Annotated in this window: 19 protein-coding genes; 6 read left to right on the top strand and 13 right to left on the bottom strand. The window is 73.3% G+C overall.

Annotation, left to right across the window (positions count from 1 at the left end; all coding sequences use genetic code 11):
- Positions 1–102 precede the first annotated feature (102 nt).
- Both ACFWZ5_RS16470 and ACFWZ5_RS16475 read left to right on the top strand, forming a co-directional pair.
- A complete protein-coding gene (locus tag ACFWZ5_RS16470) occupies positions 103–1,656 on the top strand; it encodes an alpha/beta hydrolase (protein WP_384793192.1) in 1,554 nt (517 codons plus the stop codon).
- A 146-nt stretch (positions 1,657–1,802) separates the two neighbouring features.
- Positions 1,803–3,383 carry an alpha/beta hydrolase gene (locus tag ACFWZ5_RS16475; protein WP_384793195.1) on the top strand — a complete coding sequence of 527 codons (1,581 nt, stop codon included), beginning with the start codon at positions 1,803–1,805 and terminating at the stop codon, positions 3,381–3,383.
- Positions 3,384–3,451: 68 nt separating this feature from the next.
- Here ACFWZ5_RS16475 and moeZ read toward each other — a convergent pair whose 3' ends face one another.
- The 13 genes from moeZ to ACFWZ5_RS16540 form a co-directional block, all read right to left on the bottom strand.
- The gene (gene moeZ, locus ACFWZ5_RS16480) at positions 3,452–4,630 is read right to left on the bottom strand and encodes an adenylyltransferase/sulfurtransferase MoeZ (RefSeq protein ID WP_384793198.1); all 1,179 of its coding nucleotides are present in this window, start codon (positions 4,628–4,630) and stop codon (positions 3,452–3,454) included.
- A gap of 63 nt (positions 4,631–4,693) precedes the next feature.
- Positions 4,694–5,473, bottom strand: coding sequence for a spherulation-specific family 4 protein (locus ACFWZ5_RS16485; RefSeq protein ID WP_384793201.1), 780 nt, complete (start codon positions 5,471–5,473; stop codon positions 4,694–4,696).
- A complete protein-coding gene (locus ACFWZ5_RS16490; RefSeq protein WP_384793204.1) occupies positions 5,461–6,414 on the bottom strand; it encodes an NAD-dependent epimerase/dehydratase family protein in 954 nt (317 codons plus the stop codon). The genes ACFWZ5_RS16485 and ACFWZ5_RS16490 overlap by 13 nt, the downstream gene beginning before the upstream one ends.
- 40 nt (positions 6,415–6,454) lie before the next feature.
- Positions 6,455–6,670: a hypothetical protein gene (locus tag ACFWZ5_RS16495; RefSeq protein WP_384890791.1), complete on the bottom strand. Its 216-nt coding sequence runs from the start codon at positions 6,668–6,670 to the stop codon at positions 6,455–6,457.
- Entirely contained in the window at positions 6,667–7,953 is a 1,287-nt protein-coding gene (locus tag ACFWZ5_RS16500) for a hypothetical protein (RefSeq protein ID WP_384793207.1), read from the bottom strand. Before ACFWZ5_RS16500 ends, ACFWZ5_RS16495 begins: the two co-directional genes overlap by 4 nt.
- Entirely contained in the window at positions 7,950–10,007 is a 2,058-nt protein-coding gene (locus ACFWZ5_RS16505; RefSeq protein ID WP_384793210.1) for a glycosyltransferase, read from the bottom strand. The genes ACFWZ5_RS16500 and ACFWZ5_RS16505 overlap by 4 nt, the downstream gene beginning before the upstream one ends.
- A gap of 236 nt (positions 10,008–10,243) precedes the next feature.
- Positions 10,244–11,917 (bottom strand): dipeptide ABC transporter ATP-binding protein, encoded by a 1,674-nt coding sequence (locus tag ACFWZ5_RS16510; RefSeq protein ID WP_384793213.1) that lies wholly within the window; start codon positions 11,915–11,917, stop codon positions 10,244–10,246.
- Complete coding sequence (locus ACFWZ5_RS16515) at positions 11,914–12,891, bottom strand: ABC transporter permease (protein WP_384793241.1); 978 nt, start codon at positions 12,889–12,891, stop codon at positions 11,914–11,916. Before ACFWZ5_RS16515 ends, ACFWZ5_RS16510 begins: the two co-directional genes overlap by 4 nt.
- Positions 12,892–12,917: 26 nt before the next feature.
- Positions 12,918–13,958 (bottom strand): ABC transporter permease, encoded by a 1,041-nt coding sequence (locus ACFWZ5_RS16520; protein ID WP_384793216.1) that lies wholly within the window; start codon positions 13,956–13,958, stop codon positions 12,918–12,920.
- 21 nt (positions 13,959–13,979) lie between these two features.
- Positions 13,980–15,710: an ABC transporter substrate-binding protein gene (locus ACFWZ5_RS16525; RefSeq protein ID WP_384793219.1), complete on the bottom strand. Its 1,731-nt coding sequence runs from the start codon at positions 15,708–15,710 to the stop codon at positions 13,980–13,982.
- A 196-nt stretch (positions 15,711–15,906) separates the two neighbouring features.
- Positions 15,907–15,999, bottom strand: a complete 93-nt coding sequence (locus ACFWZ5_RS16530; protein ID WP_384793221.1) for an Ms4533A family Cys-rich leader peptide — start codon at positions 15,997–15,999, stop codon at positions 15,907–15,909.
- An 86-nt stretch (positions 16,000–16,085) separates the two neighbouring features.
- Entirely contained in the window at positions 16,086–17,474 is a 1,389-nt protein-coding gene (locus ACFWZ5_RS16535; protein ID WP_384793223.1) for a DUF3152 domain-containing protein, read from the bottom strand.
- 8 nt (positions 17,475–17,482) lie between these two features.
- The gene (locus tag ACFWZ5_RS16540; protein WP_384793226.1) at positions 17,483–18,520 is read right to left on the bottom strand and encodes an alpha/beta fold hydrolase; all 1,038 of its coding nucleotides are present in this window, start codon (positions 18,518–18,520) and stop codon (positions 17,483–17,485) included.
- A 155-nt stretch (positions 18,521–18,675) separates the two neighbouring features.
- Between ACFWZ5_RS16540 and ACFWZ5_RS16545 the strand changes: the two genes are divergently transcribed.
- The 4 genes from ACFWZ5_RS16545 to ACFWZ5_RS16560 all read left to right on the top strand — a co-directional run bounded on the left by ACFWZ5_RS16545 (position 18,676) and on the right by ACFWZ5_RS16560 (position 20,603).
- The gene (locus tag ACFWZ5_RS16545; RefSeq protein WP_384793229.1) at positions 18,676–18,897 is read left to right on the top strand and encodes a hypothetical protein; all 222 of its coding nucleotides are present in this window, start codon (positions 18,676–18,678) and stop codon (positions 18,895–18,897) included.
- 193 nt (positions 18,898–19,090) lie between these two features.
- Positions 19,091–19,732 (top strand): TetR/AcrR family transcriptional regulator, encoded by a 642-nt coding sequence (locus tag ACFWZ5_RS16550; RefSeq protein WP_384793232.1) that lies wholly within the window; start codon positions 19,091–19,093, stop codon positions 19,730–19,732.
- 144 nt (positions 19,733–19,876) lie between these two features.
- Entirely contained in the window at positions 19,877–20,104 is a 228-nt protein-coding gene (locus tag ACFWZ5_RS16555) for a DUF3107 domain-containing protein (protein WP_384793235.1), read from the top strand.
- A 229-nt stretch (positions 20,105–20,333) separates the two neighbouring features.
- Entirely contained in the window at positions 20,334–20,603 is a 270-nt protein-coding gene (locus ACFWZ5_RS16560) for a hypothetical protein (protein ID WP_384793238.1), read from the top strand.
- Positions 20,604–21,671: the final 1,068 nt, after the last annotated feature.

The raw sequence follows: 21,671 nt of genomic DNA on the forward strand, positions 1-21,671 counted from the left end.
CTCCGGAACCGCCGCCAGGCCCGCCGCCGCAGAGCCGGACGGGGGTCACCCGCACGGCCCGCGTCCCGAGCGCCCCGCCCGGGTCCCCCGCAGGATGGACCCATGCCCAAGCTCCCGCCGCGCGCCCCCGCCCTGGCCGCCACCGCCGTCCTGCTGTCCGCCGTGCTCACGGCGTGCGGCGACTCGGACTCCAAGGACTCCGGGGACGAGGCCCTGCAGGACCAGCAGCTCAGCTGGAAGGACTGCCCGGCCCCGTCGGCCGCCGAGGGCGGCGGGGACGCGCCGTCGCCGCTGCCCGGCGGCGCGAAGTGGAGCTGCGCCACCATGAAGGCCCCGCTCGACTGGGCCGAGCCCGAGGGCGACACGATCGGCATCGCGCTCATCCGCGCGCGGGCGAGCGGCGACAAGGACAAGCGCATCGGCTCGCTCGTGTTCAACTTCGGCGGCCCCGGCGGTTCGGGCGTGACCACGCTGCCCGCGTTCGGCGAGGACTACGCGAAGCTGCGCACCCGCTACGACCTGGTGAGCTTCGACCCGCGCGGCGTGGGCCGCAGCGACGGCGTGAAGTGCGAGGACGACGAACAGCTCGACACGTACTTCCAGCAGGACGCGACGCCCGACGACGCGGCCGAGCAGAAGCAACTCGTCGACAACGTCAAGGCCTTCAACAAGGCGTGCGAGAAGAACTCCGACCAGGTGCTCCCCCACGTCCGCACCACCGACGCCGCCCGCGACATGGACCTGATGCGGCAGGTGCTCGGCGACGACAAGCTGCACTACTTCGGCATCTCGTACGGCACCGAACTCGGCGGCGTCTACGCGCACTTGTACCCCAAGAACGTGGGGCGCGCCGTCTTCGACGCGGTCGTCGACCCCACGCAGAACCCCGAACAGGGCTCGCTCGGCCAGGCCGAGGGCTTCCAGCTCGCGCTCGACAACTTCGCCGAGGACTGCGTGTCCCAGGAGGACGACTGCCCCGTCGGCGACACCGCACAGGACGTCAAGGACCGCATCGCGAAGCTCCTGAAGGACCTGGACGCCAAGCCGCTGCCGGCGCTTCCGCCGCGCCGGCTCACCCAGACCGCCGCGACCAACGGCATCGCGCAGGCGCTGTACTCCCAGGACTTCTGGCCCTACCTCAAGGAGGGCCTGCAGGAGGCCTACGACGGCGACGGCAAGATCCTGCTCGTCCTGTCCGACTCGATGAACGGCCGCAACGAGGACGGCGAGTACAGCAACGTGCAGGCCGCCAACATCGCCATCAACTGCGCGGACGACAAGCCGCGTTACTCCGCGGCCGACGTCGAGGCGAAGCTCCCCGAGTTCCGCAGGGCCTCGCCGCTCTTCGGCGACTATCTGGCGTGGGGCATGGTCGGCTGCACCGACTGGGCCGTCGAGGGCGCCGCCGACCACCCGGACGTGAGCGCTCCGGGCGCGGCGCCCGTCGTCGTCATCGGCAACACCGGCGACCCGGCCACGCCGTACGAAGGCGCGCGCAAGATGGTCGACGCGCTCGGCAAGGGCGTCGGCGTCGAGCTGACGTACAAGGGGCAGGGGCACGGGGCGTACGACAGCAAGAACGCGTGCGTGCGGGGCGCCGTGGACGGCTATCTGCTGGAGGGGACGGTGCCCAAGTCCGGGACGGTGTGCGGCTGACGGGACCAGGGTCTGTCAGCGAGACCAGGACCTGTGAGTGAGACCGGGGCCGGACAGCGGGACCAGGACCTGTCAGCGGGCCGGGGGCCTGTCAGTGGTGCCACCTACTATGGCCTGACGGTCTCACAAAGCGGGGGGAACATCACATGTCGCGTTTCGCACGGTCAGCCGCCCTGGCCACCGCGGGTGTTCTGGTAGCCGGTCTGGCCGTGGGCTGCGGCGGCGGTGACGACAAGGCCGACGACAGGAGCGACGGCAAGCGTCCCACCACGCAGCGGGCCGACCCCAGGCCGAGGCCCGACCCCTCCTCCACGCTCCCCGCCGCGCTCACCGCGCAGCAGCTCGACTGGGGCGACTGCAAGGCGTCCCGCGGCGGCGCCGCGCCCGGCGACGAGTGGCAGTGCACGACGCTGAAGGTCCCCCTCGACTACGCGAAGCCGGACGGCGGGACCATCGGCATCGGCCTGATCCGCGCCCGGTCGACCGCCAAGAAGCCGAGCGACCGCATCGGCTCGCTGCTCTTCAACTTCGGCGGGCCCGGCGGCTCCGGCGTCTCCATGCTGCCGGCCTTCGCGGGCGACTACGACAAGCTGCGCGAGCGGTACGACCTGGTGAGCTTCGACCCGCGCGGCGTGGCCCGCAGCGAGGGCGTGCGCTGCCGCAGCGACAAGGAGACCCAGGCCGCCGAGAACACGGACCCCACCCCGGACACCGCGGCCGAGGAGAAGGCGTACTTCGACGACGCGGCCGCCTTCGGCGCGGGCTGCGCGCGGGCCGCCGGGAAGCTGCTCCCCCACGTGTCGACGGCCGACGCCGCCCGCGACATGGACGTGCTGCGCCAGGTCCTCGGCGACGCCCGGCTGCACTACGTCGGCATCTCGTACGGCACCGAACTCGGCGGTACGTACGCCCACTTGTTCCCCAAGAAGGTGGGCCGCCTCACGCTGGACGCGGTCGTGGACCCGACGGCGGGCACGGTGGGCCACGCGCAGAACCAGGCGCGGGGCTTCCAGCGCGCCCTGGAGAACTATCTGAGGTCCAGCGGCCAGGACCCGAAGGCGGGCACGCGGAAGATAGCCGCCCTGCTGCGCCGGATCGACGCGAAGCCGCTGAAGACGTCGACGGACGGCCGCAAGCTCAGCGAGGCCCTGGCGACGACGGGCATCACGGTCGCGCTCTACGACAAGCAGTACTGGCCGGTCCTCACCAACGCCCTGGAGAAGGCGGAGAAGGGCGACGGATCGGCGCTCCTGGAGCTGGCCGACGCGTACAACGAGCGGGACGCGTCCGGGCGTTACAGCACGCAGAGCCACTCCCAGCGCGCGATCTCCTGCCGCGACGGCAAGGAGCGCCCGACGGCCGCCGAGGCCAAGGCGCGGCTCGCCGAGTTCCGGAGGATATCGCCGGTGTTCGGCGCGTTCATGGGCTGGGACACCGCGGGCTGGTGCCACGACTGGCCGGTGGCCGGGCTCGACGACACCCCCGAGGTGAGCGCGCCGGGTGCCGCGCCGATCCTGGTGGTCGGCACCACGGGCGACCCGGCGACGCCGTACGAGGGCGCCCGCAAGATGGCGGACGAGCTGGGCAAGGGCGTCGGCGTCCACCTGACGTGGAAGGGCGAGGGCCACGGCGCGTACGGCAAGGGCAGCGACTGCGTCGACGGCGCGGTGAACGACTACCTGCTGGGCGGCAAGGTCCCGTCCGACGGCAAGGTCTGCGAGTCCTGAGCGCACGCGAAAGGGTGCCCGCACCTGACAGCAGCTGCGGGCACCCCTGGCCTGTTCAGGCCCTACGCCTAGTAGACCGGCTTCTCCGGCTCGATCTGGTTGACCCACCCGATCACGCCGCCGCCCACGTGCACGGCGTCCGCGAAGCCCGCGGACTTCAGGACGGCGAGGACCTCGGCGCTGCGGACACCCGTCTTGCAGTGCAGGACGATCTTCTTGTCCTGCGGCAGGGTCTCCAGGGCGGCGCCCATGAGGAACTCGTTCTTCGGGATCAGCTTGGCGCCCGGGATGGAGACGATCTCGTACTCGTTCGGCTCGCGGACGTCGATGATCTCGATCTTCTCGTCGGCGTCGATCCACTCCTTGAGCTGCTTGGGAGTGATCGTCGAACCGGCCGCCGCCTCCTGGGCCTCCTCGGAGACGACGCCGCAGAAGGCCTCGTAGTCGATGAGCTCGGTGACGGTGGGGTTCTCGCCGCAGACCGCGCAGTTCGGGTCCTTGCGGACCTTGACCTGGCGGTACTGCATCTCCAGGGCGTCGTAGATCATCAGGCGGCCGACGAGCGGCTCGCCGGTGCCGGTCAGGACCTTGATGGCCTCGGTGACCTGGATGGAGCCGATGGAGGCGCACAGCACGCCGAGCACGCCGCCCTCGGCGCAGGAGGGGACCATGCCGGGGGGCGGGGGCTCCGGGTAGAGGCAGCGGTAGCACGGCCCGTGCTCGGACCAGAAGACGGAGGCCTGGCCGTCGAAGCGGTAGATGGAGCCCCAGACGTACGGCTTGTTCAGGAGCACGCACGCGTCGTTGACCAGGTAGCGGGTCGCGAAGTTGTCCGTGCCGTCGACGATCAGGTCGTACTGGCTGAAGATGTCCATCACGTTGTCGGCCTCGAGCCGCTCTTCGTGGAGGATCACGTTCACGTACGGGTTGATGCCGAGGACCGAGTCCTTCGCGGACTCCGCCTTGGAGCGGCCGATGTCGGCCTGGCTGTGGATGATCTGGCGCTGCAGATTGGACTCGTCGACCTCGTCGAACTCGACGATGCCGAGCGTGCCGACACCGGCCGCGGCCAGGTACATCAGCGCCGGTGACCCGAGGCCGCCGGCGCCCACACAGAGCACCTTGGCGTTCTTCAGCCGCTTCTGCCCGTCCATCCCGACGTCCGGGATGATCAGGTGGCGGGAGTACCTGCGGACCTCGTCGACGGTGAGCTCAGATGCTGGCTCGACCAGGGGTGGCAGCGACACGGGGACTCCGTTGGTCGGATATGCGGAACGGTGGTTCTTTCCGTAACACTGCCACGGCCTTCTTCATTCCGAGACACCTGGTCCGACACGCGAGACGATCTCGTCCCAGTAACCGGGCAGGGCCTCCCAGGGGTCCCCGCCCGCCCCGCCGCCCGCCCCGCCGTCCGTGCGGTCGGTGAAGTAGATCGTCGACGCGCCCTGCCAGCGCGCGATGCGCAGCGCCTCGTCGAGATGGCCGCGCGGCATGCCGTGGACGAGGTGGCAGAAGCGGTCCGGCGGGTAGTCGGCGGTCCACTCGGCCGCCTGGGACCAGCGGTAGCCGCTCCACGGGCCGCTGAAAGTCACCAACTGGTCGGCGATCTCGGCGTATCCGGGGTCCGGGTGCGTCCCGTGCCCGCACACGACGTGTCCGCCGCCGAGCAGCGCGCGCAGCGTCGCCGTGGTGCGCCCGACCTCCGCAAGCGCCGTGCGCTCCGTCGGGCAGCGGGCGAGGAAGAAGCCGTCGACCAGGTACCAGTCCAGATAGCGGTGGGCGTCGGAGGCCAGCGCGCCGAAGCCGCGGGCGCCGTACGCCACGTCGAGGTGCCCAAGGATCCGGACGCCTGCGTTCCGCAACCGTCCCGCGGCTTCGAGGCAGTGCGGGTCGGGGCGGTCGCCGGGGCCGTGGGCGGCGCTCACGCCGTTGCCGACGTTCAGCACGACCCAGTGCAACGGCGTGGCGGGGCGGGCGAGTTCGGCCCACTCGGCGGGGGCGAGCAGGGGGTGGGCGATGCCGGGGACGCCGAAGCCGACGCGCAGGTCGGTCCCCGGGACTCCCGGGGCGGCTCTCGTCAGATACGACATGCGGCCTCCATCCAGATGTCCGCGAGTGACTCTTCGAGGTTGATGCGGGGCCGCCAGCCGAGCCGGTCGCGCGCGGTGCGCACGTCGGCCTGCTGCCAGCTGCCGCAGCCGTCCGGGTAGGGGTACGCGGCGGGTCCCGCGTGGTCGGGGTCGGCGCGCGGGTGGACGATGCCGGGCCTGCCGGGCGGCTGGTCGAGCTCGTGCAGGGCGCCGCCGTAGCCCGCGACGCGGGCGAGCACGGCGGCGGCGTCGCGCAGGCGCACCGCGCGCCCCGACCCGATGTTGACGATGCCCTGGGCGGCGGAGAGCGAGGCGGCGTGCACGGCGCGGGCGATGTCGCGCACGTCGATGAAGTCCCGCTGCACGCCGAGCCCGCCGAGCTTCAGCTCGCCGTCGCCGGACTGCATCGCCCGCCGCATGGCCTCGGCGAGCCGCCCGAGCGGCGAACCGGCGGGGGTGCCGGGGCCCGCGGGCGAGAACACCCTCAGGACCACGGCGTCGAGCCCCGAGCCGAGGACGAGTTCGGTGGCGGCGAGCTTGCTGACGCCGTACGGACCGCCGGGCCGGGGCACGGCGTCCTCCGCGGTGGACGATCCCGGCTGGCTCGGGCCGTACTCGGCGCCGCAGCCGAGCTGCACGAGGCGGGCGCCACAGCCGCTGCGGCGCAGGGCCTCGCAGATGGTGGCGACGGCGACGGTGTTGTGCCGGGTCAGCTCGCGGGCGCCGCCGCGGGTGGCGCCCGCGCAGTTGATGACGACGCCCGGGTGCACGGCGTCCAGGAAGCGGGTGAGCGCGCCGGGGCTGCCGCTCGCGAGGTCGAACCGCACGTCCGAGTCGTCGCCGCGGCCGAGCGCGGTGAGCTGCACGGCCGGGTCGGCGAGCAGCCGGTCGGCGACGAACCGGCCCAGGTATCCGTTGGCTCCGATCAACAGCACCCTCATCGGGCGCCTCCCCGGACGGACACGCGGAGGCTGGGGCTTGTCATCTGGCTTTCTCCTTCAGGGTGGTGCCGACTGTCACGGATAAGGAGCGGACGTACGTGGGGCGCGGGGAGTACGAGGGGTGTGGGGTGTACGGGGAGTACGGGGCGTACGGGGCGTACGAGACGCACGGAGTGCACGAGCCGTACGAGATGTGCGAGGCGTACGAGGCATACGCGGCGTACGAGGAAGGGGCCGAGCCACTCCGTGCGCTCACGTCCCACCTCCGGCCCCGGCCCCGGCGTGCGCGGAGGCCCGCCCGAGCACCCGGACCGCGTGGGCGAGCAGGACGGCCGCGCCGACACCGCACGCGAGGGCGGGTACGGCCCCGGCGCCCCACGCGGTGACCGCGCCCCGCACCGGTGCCGCGAGGAACCCGCAGCCCGGCAGCCGCCCCGCCCAGGCCAGGCCGAGGGCCACGGCCTCACCCGCGCCCACCGCCCCGTACACCAGGGCGGACGCGCGCAGGGAGCCGTGGACCGCGAGCATCCGCCCGAGCCACAGCAGCGCGGCCAGCGCACCGGCCCCCGCGAAGGCGGTCACGGCGCCGGTGCCGAGCGCGGCGCGCGCCCCGGCGAGCACCGCGCCGACCGCGCACACGAAGAGGCCGAACACGACGATCAGCAAAGGCCGTACGGACGCGGCGAACTCGGCGAGGCCCCGGCTCGCACCGAGCCTCCCGTGGACCCGGGCCGCGAAGAGCCGCGCGCACCAGGCACCGGGCGCGACGGCGACCGCGAGCCCGAGGGCCACGGCGGCCGACGACGCCCAGACCACGGGGAAGCCGTCGCCCCCGAAGCCACCGAGCCCGGAGCCGTCGCCCCCGCCCGCCAACGCCCCCCGCACCAGCCAGTCCCCGAGCAGCGCGTAGGCGAGCAGCCAGCACGCCCCCGCACGGCCCGCCGTCGAGCCGGGGCGGGCGGTGCGGAGCGGCCCGTACCGCAGCACGAACCGCACCGCGGCGGCCAGGGCGAGCGCACCGCCGACGGCCACGGCGAGGCGTACGCGGCCCTCGGTCAGGCCGGTCCCGGTGACGAGGAGGGCGCACGCCAGGCCGGGCAGCAGCGCGAACATCGCCCACCCGGGCGGCGCTTGGGGCCCCGCGTCGCCCCGCCCGGCGTCGGCGTCGTCGCCCAGGGCGTCCCACTCGGCGCTGTCCTGCGGCACGCGCGCGTACATCTCCTCGGCCAGCGCGAACACATCGCGGTGCCGGAATCTGGCGGCCGTCCGGTCGGTCACCCCGTGCGCTTCGAGGCCCGCCGCGATCTCCAGCGGGTCGACGGCACGCTCGCACAGTTCGCGGTGGCGGTGCATCAGGGCCTTGACGGGGTCGACGGGGGCGCTCCGGGGCGCCGCCGCGGAGCCGGGTCCGCCGCCGGTCCCGTCACCCGGCCCGGCCTCGCCCGCCGCGCCCGCCGCCCCCGGCACCAGCCCCCTGGACCGCGCGTCCCAGCCGTCCGCCCCCCGCGGAGCCCTCGGCACGTCCACCGAACCGCTCATGAGAGGGCCTCCCTCAGCCGGGGCCGTGCGGGTGTCCTGCGGGTCAGGGCCCAGCTCGGGCCGGTCGCCGGGGCCGCCGCGCCGAGGCCGCCGCCGACGGCCCACCGGCCCGGCACGTGCGCCTCGGCGGGGTGGGCGAACGGGACGGGCCCGCCCGCCTCGTCCAGCGCCTCGCGCCGCACCGGGCAGTGCGAGACGATCTCCAGGTAAATGCCGTGAAATGCCGCGGTGTTCTGCTCGACCGTGAAGAGTTCGAGGGCCCGGGCCCGCGCGGCGGCGCCGAGTCGTGCGCGCCGTTCGGGGTCGCGCAGCAGCGCCACGCACGCGTCGGCGAGCGCCCGCGGATTGCGCGGCGGCACCACGAGGCCCGTGCCGCCGATGACTTCGACCACGGCGCCGACGTCCGTGGACACCGTGGCGCGGCCGCACAGCATGGCTTCGACGAGGCTGATCGGGAAGCCCTCGACGACGCTCGACAGGACGACCACGCAGCCCGCGGCGTACGCGGCGGCGAGGTCGGGCGCCTCCGGGCCGCCGATCTCCTCGAACGACACCGGGTTGGCGCCGACGGCGTACGCGCCGTCCGCCTCGTCCGGGAACAGCTGCGCGGCGAGGGCGCGGCAGTGGGCGAGGTACGCCGCGGCGTCGGGCCCGTCCGCGAGCGCGCCGACGACGCGCAGGCGCGCCCGCGGCTCGTGCCTGCGGACCTCGGCGAAGGCGTGCAGGAGCGAGATCAGGTCCTTGGCGGGCTCGACGCGGCCGACCCACAGGAGCGTGAACGGCTCGCCGGGGTGCTCGCGCTCGCCGACGTCGCCGAAGCGGCCGGCCTCCAGGCCCGGGTGGACGGTGCGCAGCTTCGCGGGGTCGGCGCCGCAGCGCTCCTGCCAGCGGCGCGCGTGCGCGTTCCCGGGGGTGATGACCGCGGCCTCGCGGTACACCTCGGTGGCGAGCCTGCCGTGGAAGGAGGCGAGCAGGGCCCGCGCGGGCGCGCTGAGCATGCCCTCCGCGGCGACATGCACTGCTGGAGCGGCAGCGGACCCGGCGCCTCCGCCTCCGTGCACTCCGGCCCCGGGCGCCCCGGCACTGCGTGCCCCGTCACCGCGCATCCCGGCACCGCGCACCCTGTCACCGCGTACGCCGACGTCGTGCGCCTCGCCGCCCCGCACACCGGCACCGGGCGCCCCGCCGCGCACCCCGGCACCACCGGCCCCCTCGCCCTGCGCCCCGACGCCCCGAGCCTTGCCCGTCCACTCCGACGCAGGATTCCGTACCCCCGCAAGACTCCGAGCCGCCGCAGCATTCCGCGCCCCCGCGAGACCAGGCGCCCCCGCCAGATAGTGCGCCCGCAACCGCACCCCGTACTCCGTCACCAGCAGCGGCACCCCCGCGAAGTGCCGCGCGAGGAGCCCCGGAAGGGCCGCGCCGCCGCCCGCCGTGGCGTGGCAGAGGTCGACCGCGCCGAGCGCGTCGGGCCCGTACCAGTCGAGGGACAGCGGGCGCAGGACCCGCTCGACGCGGTCGGCGACGGCGAGCAGGTCGGGGACGCGGGCGGCGCGCGCGGCGCGGGGCGCGCCCGGCGCGCGGCAGGCGCTCTCCAGGGCGCGCACGGCGACCTCGGAGCGCAGGGCACCCACGATGCCGCCCTGCTCGCGGGCGAGGTCGGCGAGGCCGTAGAGCGCGCTGCCGAAACGGTCCGCCAGGAGCGCGGAGCCCTCCTGGGTGCCCGAGACCGCTCCCGCGCACACCACGCCCGCGAGCTCTCCGAAGCAGTCGGCGAACCGCCGCCGCGTCCCGCGGCCGAGGCCGAGCCCCAGACCGCGGCCGAACCGCAGCCCGCCCGTGCCGTCGCCCGCCGTCCACAGCGGCGCGCTCCGCACCCGGCGCACCTGGGGCGGCAGGTCGACCCACCCCAGCGCCTCCTGCCGTTCGCTCCGGCTCAGCGCGTAGACGTCGAACTCGTGCTGCCCGAGCCCGCGCACGAGCCGGTCGCACCAGAGCCTGGCCTCACCGCCCACATACGGATAGCCACCCTCCGTAAGCAGTCCAATGCGCACGCGTGCACCCCCGATCTGCCCTATGGGGAGCCGCCGTTGGCCCGGCGGCTCGCAGCGGGACGAACGTATGCGGACATGCCGGTGGCGCGACGGACGGTTGTCCATCGCGCCACCAAAAGGGGTGAAGAGCAGTAACTTTCCCGCGCCGGTCGCGTTCCGTCGCGCTATGGAAGACCCATAGAGCGACGAATGCGGCTATGAGGGACCCGTGAGGAGCCCGTCCCGCTCACGTGGAGTCACGCCACGGCCAGCTCTTCGCGCGCCGCCCGCGCCGCCGCGAGCCGCTCCGTGCGCCGCTGTGCCGCGATCGCCGGGTCGAGGGCGGGCACGGCCGCCAGGAGCTGCCGCGTGTACGGGTCCTGGGGCGAGCCGTAGACCTCGTCCACGGAGCCGTACTCGACGATCCGGCCGCGCCGCATCACCGCGACCCGGTCGCTGACCTGGCGCACCACCGCGAGGTCGTGCGCGACGAAGACGAGCGCGAGCCCGAGCTCCCGCTGCAACTCGGCGAGCAGCGCGGTGACCTGGGCCTGCGTGGTCACGTCGAGCGCCGAGACCGGCTCGTCGCAGACGATGAGCCGCGGTTCGGCGGCGAGCGCCCGCGCGATGCCGACGCGCTGGCGCTGGCCGCCGCTGAACTCGTGCGGATAGCGGTCGTAGTGCGCCGGGTCGAGGCCGACGCGCTCCATCAGGTCCCGTACGCGGGCGCGGATCGCCGCCTCGTCGCGGTCGCCCCGCGCGCGCAGCGGATCGGCGACGGACTCGCCCACGGAGCGGCGCGGGTTGAGCGACGAGACGGGGTCCTGGAAGACCATCTGCACGCCCGGCACCGTGCCGCCGCGGTGCCGCTCAAGACCTCCGGAAGCACCGCCGTAGCGGAGCCGTCCGGCCGTCGGCTCCAGGAGCCCCACGAGCATCCGGCCGAGCGTGGTCTTGCCGCTGCCGCTCTCCCCGACGATGCCGAGGGTCTCGCCGCGCCGCACGGTCAGCGAGACGTCGTCGACGGCGGTGAAGGCCCGCTTGCCGCGCCCGAATTCCCGCCTGAGCCCGTCAGCCTCCACGACGACGTCGCCGGACCCGGCGGCGTCACCGGACTCGGCGGCACTACCCGGGCGCTCCTCGCGGACGGCGTCCACGCGGGGCACGGCGCTCAGGAGCTGTTGCGTGTACGCCTCCTGCGGCGCCGACAGGACGGCGCCGACGCCGCCGCGCTCGACGACGCGCCCGTGCCGCATGACGAGCACGTCGTCGATGCTCTCCGCCGCGACGCCCACGTCGTGCGTGACCAGGAGCAGGCCCATGCCGGTCTCCGTGCGCAGCTCGTGCAGCAGGTCGAGGATCTGCGCCTGCACGGTCACGTCCAGGGCGGTCGTCGGCTCGTCGGCGATGAGCAGCTCGGGCTCGCAGGACAGGGCCATGGCGATCAGGGCGCGCTGGCGCATGCCGCCGCTGAACTCGTGCGGCCGCGAGCGGGCGCGGCGCGCCGCGTCGGGGATGCCGACGCGGTCGAGCACCTCGACGGCCCGGGCGCGCGCGGCGCGCCGGGAGCCCCCCGAGTGCGTCCGGTAGACCTCGGCGATCTGGTCGCCCACCGCGAAGTACGGGTCGAGCGAGGACAGCGGGTCCTGGAAGACCATCGCGGCGACCGGGCCGCGCAGGCGCCGCAGTTCGGCGTCCGTGGCCGCGCCGACGTCGGTGCCGCCGACCCGCACGGAGCCCGTCACGCGCGCGCCGGTGCCCCGGTGCAGGCCGAGCAGCGCGGACGCGACGGTCGACTTGCCGGACCCGGACTCGCCGACGAGGCCGAGGGCCGCGCCGCGCGCCAGCGTGAAGGAGACCGCGTCCACGGCGCGCACGTCGCCGAACGCGACGCTCAGGTCCTCCACCCGGACCAGGTGATCAAGGGTCACGACAGCACCACCCGTCGGTCGGCCACCGCGTACAGGACGTCCGCGACGGCGTTGGCGAGGACCACGAAGAAGCCGGTGACGAGCACCATGCCGACGACCACCGGCAGGTCGACGACCCGCACCGCCTGCACGAGTTCACGCCCGAGCCCGGGGAGCCCGAACAGCGTCTCGGTGAGCAGCGCACCGCCGAACATCGACCCGAAGTCGTTGGCGCTGAGCGCGATCACCGGCGCGAGGGCCCCGCGCAGGGCGTGCCGCCCGACGACGGACCGCTCGCTGACGCCGTACGCGCGGAAGGTGCGCACGTGGTCCTCGGCGAGCGTCTCCAGCATCGAGGAGCGCGTCAGGCGCGCGTACTTGGCGGATTCGATGAGCGCGAGCGACACCCAGGGGAGCAGCAGGTTCCACGCCCACTGCTGCGGGTCGTCGGTGAACGCCACGTACTGCGGGAACGGCAGCCACTGGAGCTGGCCGCAGACCAGGATCATCAGGAGCAGGCCGATGACGAACACGGGCGTCGCGGTGCCGGCGAGCGTGACGGCGGTCAGGACGCGCTCGGTGAGGCGGCCGCGCTTCCACGCGGAGAGCACGCCGGTGCCGACGCCGAGGATCAGCCAGAGGACCATCGCGCCGAGCGCGAGGGACCCGGTGACCGGCACCTTGTTCAGGATCAGCTGGGTGACCTGCTGGTCGGTCTGGTACGACAGGCCGAGGCAGGGCGCGTCGCAGTGCTGCACGCTCGTGCCGGTCGAGTAGTCGTGCCCGACGAAGATCCCGCGCAGGAAGTCGAAGTACCGCTCGTACAGCGGGTCGTCGAGCCGCAGCTGGTCCGAGACCTGCTGCACCTGGGCGGGCGAGCAGCGCGGGCCGCAGGTGATCTGGGCGACGTCGCCGGGCGCCACGTAGAAGACGGCGTAGATGATGACGGACAGGACGAAGAGCGTGACGACGGCGCCGACGGCACGGCGCGCCATGAAACCGATGAAACCGGAACCCCAGTTCACGACGCCCCCTCCTGCTTGCCCTGCTTGCCCTGCTTGTCCTGCTTGCGCTTGCGTTCACGGCCCGTGCCGATCCGCAGGCGCGAGGCGGCCCGCGGGTCGAGGGCGGTGCGGACGCCGTCGCCCAGGACGGTGAGCGCGAGCACCGTGAGGAACAGCGCGGCGGCGGGCAGCAGCAGGTACTGGGGTGCCGCCTGGTACCAGACGTCGGCGGACGTGATCATCTGTCCCCAGGACGCCGTGGGCGGCTTGACGCCGACGCCGAGGAACGACAGGGCGGCCTCGACGGTGACGTTGGTGGGCACGAGCAGTGCCGCGTACGTGATGACGGGCGCGGCGAGCGCGGGAAGCAGCTCGCGGCGGGCGATCTCGAAGCCGCGCCAGCCGCTCAGGCGCGCCGCGGCCACGTGGTCGAGCGCCTTGAGCGAGATGGTCTGGGCGCGCACGATCTTGGCGATGCCGCCCCAGCCGACGGCGCCGACGACCAGGGCCACGAGCACGGGCCGCGGGAAGTCGCTCGGCACGATGGCGAGCAGGCCGAGGGCGAGGACCATCAGGGGCAGCGCCACCATGACGTCGGTGGCGCGGCTGAGGGTGAGGTCCACCCAGCGGTTGCCGAGCCCGCTGGCGAGCCCGACGCCGACGCCGATGACGACCTGGACCAGCGTGGCGACGAGGGCGACGCCGAGGGACACGCGCGCCCCGTACACGAGCCGCGCGAACAGGTCGCGGCCGGTCTGCGGTTCGACGCCGAGCCAGTGCTCGCCGCTCATGCCGCCGAAGTCGCCGACGGGCACGCCGCCGCGCGCGGAGTCGATCAGCTCGGGGTGGTACGTGGTGGGGTCCTGGCCGGACAGGGCGGTGAGCAGCGGCGCGGCGAGCGCGACCAGGACGAGCAGGGCGACGATCGCGCCCGCGACGAGGGCGGCGCGCTGCGTGCGCAGGCGGCGCCAGAACTGACGGGCTCCGGAGGTGGCGGCAGCGGGCACCGCGTCGGTGCCCGCTCCCGCGCTCTCCGAGGCCAACAGGGCCTCACTCATGACAGGTAGACCTGAGCGCCCTTACTTGACCGCGACCTGGGAGACGTCGAGGACGCCCGTCCAGTCGCTGATCACGACGTTCTTGATGTCCTTGCCGTAGAGGCGCTTGTAGACCGGGTGGAACAGCGGCACGTTCACGGCCTGCTCGCCGATCTTCTTGTCGAGCGCGCCCCAGCGCTTGGCGGCCGCGGCGTGGTCGGTCAGCTTGTTGATCTCGTCGATCTCCTTGTTGACCGCCTTGTCGTTCAGGAAGGAGGAGTTGAAGTTGTAGCCGTCCGTCACGATCTGGCGGCCGTCGAAGATCGGGGCGAGGAAGGGACCGCCGGAGGGCCAGTCGGCGCCCCAGTGGGCGAGGAACAGACCGGGCTCGGCCTTGGTGTCGTGGACCTTGTCCTCGTAGTCGTTGTCCTCGAGGCCCTGGAGCTTGACGGTGATGCCGGCCTTCTTCAGGGCGTCCTGGAGGGCGGTGGCGATCTCCGGGCTCGTCTCGAAGTTCTTGGCGTTGGAGTGCGTGAGGGTGATGGTCAGGCCGTCCTTGTAACCGGCCGCCTTCAGGAGCTCCTTGGCCTTCTTCGGGTTGCCGGAGTCACCCGCGGGGAAGTGGTCGAACTTCTGGTAGCCGAAGGACTCCTGGTTCGGCAGGAACGTGGTGGCGGGCTCGGCGAGCGAGGAGCCGCCGGCCGCGTTGATCACCGACGAGCGGTCGACGGCGTACGCGATCGCCTGGCGGACCTTCGGGTTGTCGAAGGGCTTCTTCTTCGGGTTGAAGGCCAGGTAGTTGGTGTACCCGAAGTGGCCGGTGCCGACCTGCGCGGCGAGCTTCTTGTCGCCGGTGACCTTGGCGAGCTCGGCCGGGCCGAGGTTGGTGTCGGTGGTGACGGCGGCGGCGTCGGCGCCCTGGCTGCTGGAGAGCCGCTGGTTGACGACCGACGAGTTGAGGCCGGAGCGGACGTCGATCTTGTCCGGGTAGGCCTTGCGCTCGGCGTCGGTCTTCGCGGACCAGTGCGGGTTGCGCTCCAGCTGGAGGCGCTCGCCGCCGTTGGTGTTCTTGACGACCCGGTACGGGCCCGACGAGATCGGGTGCTCCTCGTACTTGGAGCCCTTGTCCTTGGCCTTCGGGACGGGCGCGAACGACGTCTGCGTGGCCACGTAGTCGAAGTCACCGACGGGCTTGTTCAGCCGGAAGACGATGGTCCGCTCGTCCGGCGTCTCGACGGACTTCAGGCCGCCCTTGTCCTTGTAGGGGCCCTGGTACTTGGCGCCGCCGATGAGCCAGTCCCGCAGGAAGGGCGCGCCGCCGGACAGTTCGGCGGCGAAGGAGCGCTCGATGCCGTACTTGATGTCCTTGGTCGTGATCGGCGAGCCGTCCTCGAACTTGAGGCCCTCCTTGATCTTGTACGTCCACACCGTGGCGTTCTTGCTCGGCTTGCCGAGGCTCTCGGCGAGGTCCGGGACGACCTTCGCGCCCTCGGCGCCGTCCTCGCGGTTGCGCGTGGTCAGCGTGCGGAAGACCAGGCTCGGCACGTTGCCGCCGCCGGAGGTGTAGAGCCGCGCCGGGTCGAAGGTCTTCTGCGGTTCGCGGTTGAGGATGGTGAGCGTGCCGCCCTTCTGCGGCTTGCCGTCGCCGCCGCCCGCGTCGTTCTTGTCGTCGGGGCCGCACGCGGCGGCGCCCAGGGCCAGGACGACCAGGCTGGCGGATGCCGCTGCCACGCGGCGGGATATGACGGGCCCTTGACGACGAGGACGACGCATCGGAGTGCCTCTCGAAAGCGAAAGAAGAAGACGGAGAAGGAAGGAACCAGGGGAAACGCGGAAGCCCGCCCCGGGCGCGCACACCGATGACCGTCCAGCATCCGGACGTCAGTCCACATGACGGACCGTGCAGCAGGCACGATTCATCAAGCGGGACAAAAAGGGAGAAATGCGACGCACTCGCCGGGGGCGGGCGTCAGCGACAGTGAATGTCGGCCACGCAGAGCGCGGTCACGCCGAAGAGCGCCAGCTCAAGGGCGGCGCTGTTGGAGGCGTGACGGATCGACATGCGGAGAAATATGGACGATGCCGCGCGGAATGTCAACGCGGCGTCTCTCATTCCGAGAGGACCCGTCTCAACCCTTGAGAAAGGCCTCAACCCTTGGGAAAGGCCCAAGGGTTGGGCTTGCACCGGATTCCGTCGTGCTCCAGGAACTTGGTCTGCTGCTGCATGACGGGTGCGAGCTCGCCGTCGCGCTGGCAGTCCACATGACCGTGGCCGAGCCGGTGGCCGACCTCGTGGTTGATCAGCATCTGCCGGTACGGGTGGATGTGATCGCCGTAGGTCTTGGCGCCCTGCGCCCACCGATAGGCGTTGATCATGATGCGGTCGGTCATGGACGAGTCGCACGACACGTTCTGCTGGAGCGTGTCGAGCCCGGACTTCGCGCACCACTTCGCGGTGGTCACGGGACTCGCGAGCGTGATCACGAAATCGGGCTTCCCGGAGGAGATCCGCTCGAAGGTGCGGGCGCCGCCGTGGGCCCAGCTCCGGTCGTCGTTCAGGGTCTTCTGGACGGCCTGCGCGAACAGTTCGCCGTCGAGACCCATGCCCTTCTCGACGTCGACGCGGTAGCGGAACTTCTGTCCCTTGCCCGGCGCCTTGTCGAATCCGGGCATCGCCTGGAAGTGCCCGGACGCGGCGAGCTTCGCGTCCAGCGGGTACTTCTTGCCCATCTTCTCGTCGTACGTCGCCGGGGTCGCGCGCGCGGAGTCGGCCGGGGTCGGCCGGTTGTCCGAGCGCGACGCCGAGCCGTCGGCGTCCCGGTCGCCCGCGTCGCCCTTGGCGGACCGGGCGTGGGCGTCCGAGTCCTTGCCGTCGTCGGCGACCTGACCGGCCACCACGATCGCAAGGACGGTGGTGACGGCCGCGGCGGCGATGCCGGTGACGGTCCGGCCCCGGCGGCGCACCCGCGCCGGGGCGCCGCTGTCGTCGGCGTACGCCCCCTCGTCGTCACCGTCGTCGGGCTCCTCGGCGTCCCAGGCGGTGACGGATGCGTACGGGTCGCGGGGCGGCGGCGTACGAAGGCCCAGGGCATCCTCGTCGGCACGGGGTTCCCTGAGCCCGTCGAAGGCCTCGACGTAGTCCTGCCGGGGCCCGGGGGTGCGCGGCGGTCTGGCCTGCGGCGGCACGACGCCCTCGGGGCGGGCGCCGGGCGCTCCCCCGCCGACCTCGCCCCAGCCGCCCCCGGCCTCGCGCTGCTCGGGGTGCCCCCCGCGGACGCGCGGGACGCCACCGGGCGGGGTGGGCTGAGGGATGCCGTGAGGCGGGGTGGCCTGCGCCCGGGGCACGCCGTGGGGCGGGGTGTCGCGCCGGCGGCGGCCGGACCCGGGCCCGGCCTCGGCGGCCCGGGCCTTGGGTATCCCGCCCGGCGCGCCCTGCGCCGCGCCCTTCCCTGTGTCCTGCGCTCTGTCCTTCGGTATGCCAGAGGTGCTGCTGGTGTCCGAGTTGTCGGCCGGGCCCCGGCGGCTATGACGTCCCACGCGGCGCCTCAGCTCCTCGTACCCGAAGTACCCGAATCACGGCGGTCGTCGCTCACGCCGCCACGATCCCGCACACCATGAGGATCGCTCAACTCACCCGTATCAGCCACGAGTTCACGGAACGCGGCGGCCACCGCGCCCGGGAACTCCATCATCGCCACATGCCCCGCGTCCGTCAGCGTGAGCAGCCGCGAGTCACGGAAGGCGGCCGACGCCTTGCGCGCCATCCGGTACGAGACCAGCTGGTCCCGGCCGCCGTAGACGAGGAGCGTCGGCGCGAGCACCCGCTCGGCCTGCCGCCACAGTCCGTGCTGGCCGCCCAGTGTGTACGCGTTCACGATGCCGCGGGCCGAGCGGGACATCGCGTCCCAGAAGTACGGGTGCGTGAGGCGGCGCTCCATCTCGCGCACCGCGGCGGCGAACCCCTCCGGCGTGGCGTTGGCCGGATCGCCGTAACAGAGCGCCATGACACCGCGGACCCGCTGCTCCGGCGTCCAGTCCTTGGTGAGCCGCGTGAACAGACCGGCCACGCCGGGCACCGCGAGCAGACCCGTGGGCACCGCCGTGCGCTGCACCCGCAGCTCGGGCAGGGCGGGCGAGATCAGCGTGAGCGTTCGGACCAGATCGGGCCGCACCGCCGCGACGCGCGTCGTGATCGCGCCGCCCAGCGAATTGCCGACCAGGTGCACGGGGCCGCGCCCGCGCGCGTCCAGATAGCGGATCACCGCGCGCGCGTGCCCGGTCACCGAATAGTTGCCGTCGTCCGGCGGCGGCGAGTCGCCGAAGCCCGGCAGGTCCAGCGCCTCGCCGTCGACGACGTCCTCGACCAGCGGCATCAGCGCCGACCAGTTCTGCGAGGAGCCGCCGAGCCCGTGCACGTACAGAGCGGGCGGCAGGCCCTCGCGCGCCGGGGGCCGGGAGCGCACCGAGAGCGTCAGGCCCGGCAGGGCGACCGAGTCCATGCGCTCACCGTCGGCGACGCCTACGACGCCCGGCTTGGGGGCGGCGGTGGCGGCCAGCGCATGCGGCAACTCGGTCGAAGACATGCGGCAATGTTACGAGACGATCACGCGTTGGATCGCGTGTTCGGCATCACAGGCCCGTTTGGATCGTGCAACAGATCGCGTAGCGCCCCGTTCGAGTGTTCCCTACGCTCGAAGTGAAGAGGACCCCAGCGAGGAACCGAGCCGAGGAGTCCAGCATGACCGTCGACCCGACCGACCCCGACACCTTCGTGGACGAGGGCGCCGACACCACCGACTTCGACCAGGAGACGCCCGAGGCCGACGCCGCGGAGCAGCACACGGACCTCGCCCAGCACCGGGACGAGCCCCTGGAGGACGTCGACCCGGACACCGCGAACGTCGCCGACGTGGCCGAGCAGGCGCGCGTCGTGGACCTCGACGAGGACGACTACCGCTGACCCGGCGCACGCGCACCGCCGCCCCGGCGCACGCGCCCCGAACGCGGCTGCCCGTGTTCGCCCCACTACGTACGGCTTCCGCGGGCACCCAGTCCGTGAAATTCTGCGCTCGCACCGCGCACATCACAGTTACCGAAAAGTACGATGGCGGCGCGGCGCACACCGCGGCACAAGGACGATTTTGGGAGGCGGCGTGACAGCCATCGAGCAGACAGAGGCGGCACGCCCGCGGGGCACACGCCTGCCGCGCCGTGCCCGACGCAACCAACTCCTCGGCGCGGCCCAGGAGGTCTTCGTCGCCCAGGGGTACCACGCGGCGGCCATGGACGACATCGCCGAGCGGGCGGGCGTCAGCAAGCCGGTGCTCTACCAGCACTTCCCCGGCAAGCTCGACCTCTACCTGGCCCTGCTCGACCAGCACTGCGACAACCTGCTCCAGGCGGTACGCGCGGCCCTGGCGTCGACGACGGACAACAAGCAGCGCGTCGCGGCCACGATGGACGCCTACTTCGGGTACGTCGAGGACGACGGCGGCGCGTTCCGGCTCGTCTTCGAGTCGGACCTGACGAACGAGCCCGCGGTCCGCGAGCGCGTGGACAAGGTCACCCTGGAGTGCGCGGAGGCGATCTGCGAGGTGATCGCGGAGGACACCGGCCTGTCCAAGTCCGAGTCGATGCTCCTCGCCTCCGGCCTCGGCGGCCTCGCCCAGGTCGTCGCGCGCTACTGGCTGCACAGCGACGGCGGTGTACCGCGCGAGAAGGCCGTGCAACTGCTCACCTCGCTCGCCTGGCGCGGCATCGCGGGCTTCCCGCTGCACGGGGCAGACATCCACTGACGCCCGCCGCGGGCCCTTGTCCGGTCCTCGGGTGTTCGCTCTTGGCGTGCACGGTCGGCGCCTTCACACTCCCCTCACCGGGCTAATCTGTGCTGGTACGGCGCGGGCGGCCGCGCACATCACTGACCGGCGGAGGGACAAGGCGTGGAGGTCAAGATCGGCGTGCAGCACGCGCCGCGCGAGATCGTTCTGGAGAGCGGTCAGAGTGCCGAGGAGGTCGAGAGCGCGGTGGCCGCGGCCCTCGCGGGCAAGGCCCAGCTGCTCTCCCTGGTGGACGACCACGGCCGCAAGGTCCTGGTCCCCGCCGACCGCCTCGCGTACGTGGAGATCGGCGAGCCGACGCAGCGCAAGGTGGGCTTCGGCGCGCTCTAGCGCGACGGCTCACCACGGCTCGGGAACGGCCCGGTGGTACGGCCCCCTATGGGGTCAACCACCGGGCCGTTCTTGTGCGTTCACCCGCTGTTCACCGGGGGTGCGGCGCGGGTGCGGCCGTTCCGGAGACGGGGTGTGCAAGGAGGGTTGTGTTCCGGGTGTCGGGGGTAAGACCGGCTACGACCGTTTTGCACCGCCTGGCCTCGAGCCTCGAGGGAGGGAACACACCGTGATCCTGGAAGCGATCGGCTCCACACTCCTCGGCCTGGCCCTCGCCTGGGCGACGGCCCGCCGGCTGCCCCACCGGCTTCCGTCGCGCGTCCTCGTCCTGTCGACGGGGGTGGCCGGGGCGCTCGTCGGGGCGTTCATCACGCATACGGCGCTGGGGCCGGGCCACGTGCCTGTCACGCTCCTGGGCGCGGTGGTCGTCGCGGCCGCCCTCCTCTCCCTCCTCCTGCGCCCCACCCACCACCTCCGGCGCCGCCAAGCCCCGGCGTGACCTGGCCGGAGGCCCACCCTGCGACCTCCGGCCCACCTCTGGCGGGCCCTCAGCCCCCACCCACCGGACGAATCGCCCCCGCCGGGCGGCACCCCGGCCGGCCCGAAACGCCCCCGCCGGACGAAGCGCCCCCGCGCCGGACGAAGCGCCCCGGCGCGGGCCGACCGCCCCCGCGCGGGCCGACCCCACCGCCGCCCCAACGGCATCCACCGGGCGAACACCCCACGCGGGACCGGCCCGCCGCCGACCAGCGGCGTACCCTCACCCGCCGGGTGAGCGCCCACGCGGCCCGGCCGACGACCGACACGCCCCCCCACCCGCCGGGTGAACACCTCACGCGGGACCGACCCACCGTCGGCCACCGTCACGACGCCAGCTCCCCCACCCACCGGGTGAACGCCCCACGCGGGGTCGGCCCACCGTCGGCGGCGCTGCCATGACGCCCCCCCCGCGCGGGGAACCGAAAACCGCGGCGGCTTCGCCGCCACCTCTCCCACCCGCCCGCCCGTTTCCACCCCCACGCGGGGTGAACGCCCCTCGCGGTCGCTACCCGCCGCCGGCACCTCCCGCTCCCCACCGCTACCGCGGCGGTCCATCTCCCACCCGCCCGCCCGTTTCTGCCCTCCCAGGGGGTGGACGCCCCTTGTGGGGGTTGAGCACCGTCGGCGGGCGCGGCCCGTCGGTAGGTCATGGGTGGGCGGGCGGGGAGATGCCGCCGCGATAGCGGCGGGACGCGGGCACACGCACCGATGTAGTGCGGGCAGTCAGGCACGGGCCGATGAGGGGCGAGGTCCGGTACGCCCCCGACGGCAGGTCATGGGAGCGGCGGGACCTGGGCACGCGCACGGGGGCGGTTCGCGCGGACCGGTGAGAGGCGAGGTCCGGTACGCCCAGGACGGTAGGTCATGGGAGGGCGGGCGGGGAGATGCCGCCGCGATAGCGGCGGGAGCTGGGCACACGCCCCGGAGGCCGTCAGGTGCCGTGCGGCCCGGACAGCAGGGCATGGGAGGGCGGGCGGGGAGATGCCGCCGCGATAGCGGCGGGAGCTGGGCACACGCCCCGGAGGCG

The organism is Streptomyces sp. NPDC059003 (assembly GCF_042740445.1).
Lineage (GTDB): Bacteria > Actinomycetota > Actinomycetes > Streptomycetales > Streptomycetaceae > Streptomyces.

Excerpts from the sequence above, each read along its gene's own strand:
- ACFWZ5_RS16470 (WP_384793192.1), top strand. The coding sequence starts at position 103 with ATGCCCAAGCTCCCGCCGCGCGCCCCCGCCCTGGCCGCCACCGCCGTC.
- ACFWZ5_RS16475 (WP_384793195.1), top strand. The coding sequence starts at position 1,803 with ATGTCGCGTTTCGCACGGTCAGCCGCCCTGGCCACCGCGGGTGTTCTG.
- ACFWZ5_RS16485 (WP_384793201.1), bottom strand. The coding sequence starts at position 5,473 with ATGTCGTATCTGACGAGAGCCGCCCCGGGAGTCCCGGGGACCGACCTG.
- ACFWZ5_RS16490 (WP_384793204.1), bottom strand. The coding sequence starts at position 6,414 with ATGAGGGTGCTGTTGATCGGAGCCAACGGATACCTGGGCCGGTTCGTC.
- ACFWZ5_RS16500 (WP_384793207.1), bottom strand. The coding sequence starts at position 7,953 with ATGAGCGGTTCGGTGGACGTGCCGAGGGCTCCGCGGGGGGCGGACGGC.
- ACFWZ5_RS16515 (WP_384793241.1), bottom strand. The coding sequence starts at position 12,891 with ATGGCGCGCCGTGCCGTCGGCGCCGTCGTCACGCTCTTCGTCCTGTCC.
- ACFWZ5_RS16520 (WP_384793216.1), bottom strand. The coding sequence starts at position 13,958 with ATGAGTGAGGCCCTGTTGGCCTCGGAGAGCGCGGGAGCGGGCACCGAC.
- ACFWZ5_RS16525 (WP_384793219.1), bottom strand. The coding sequence starts at position 15,710 with ATGCGTCGTCCTCGTCGTCAAGGGCCCGTCATATCCCGCCGCGTGGCA.
- ACFWZ5_RS16530 (WP_384793221.1), bottom strand. The coding sequence starts at position 15,999 with ATGTCGATCCGTCACGCCTCCAACAGCGCCGCCCTTGAGCTGGCGCTC.
- ACFWZ5_RS16540 (WP_384793226.1), bottom strand. The coding sequence starts at position 18,520 with ATGTCTTCGACCGAGTTGCCGCATGCGCTGGCCGCCACCGCCGCCCCC.
- ACFWZ5_RS16545 (WP_384793229.1), top strand. The coding sequence starts at position 18,676 with ATGACCGTCGACCCGACCGACCCCGACACCTTCGTGGACGAGGGCGCC.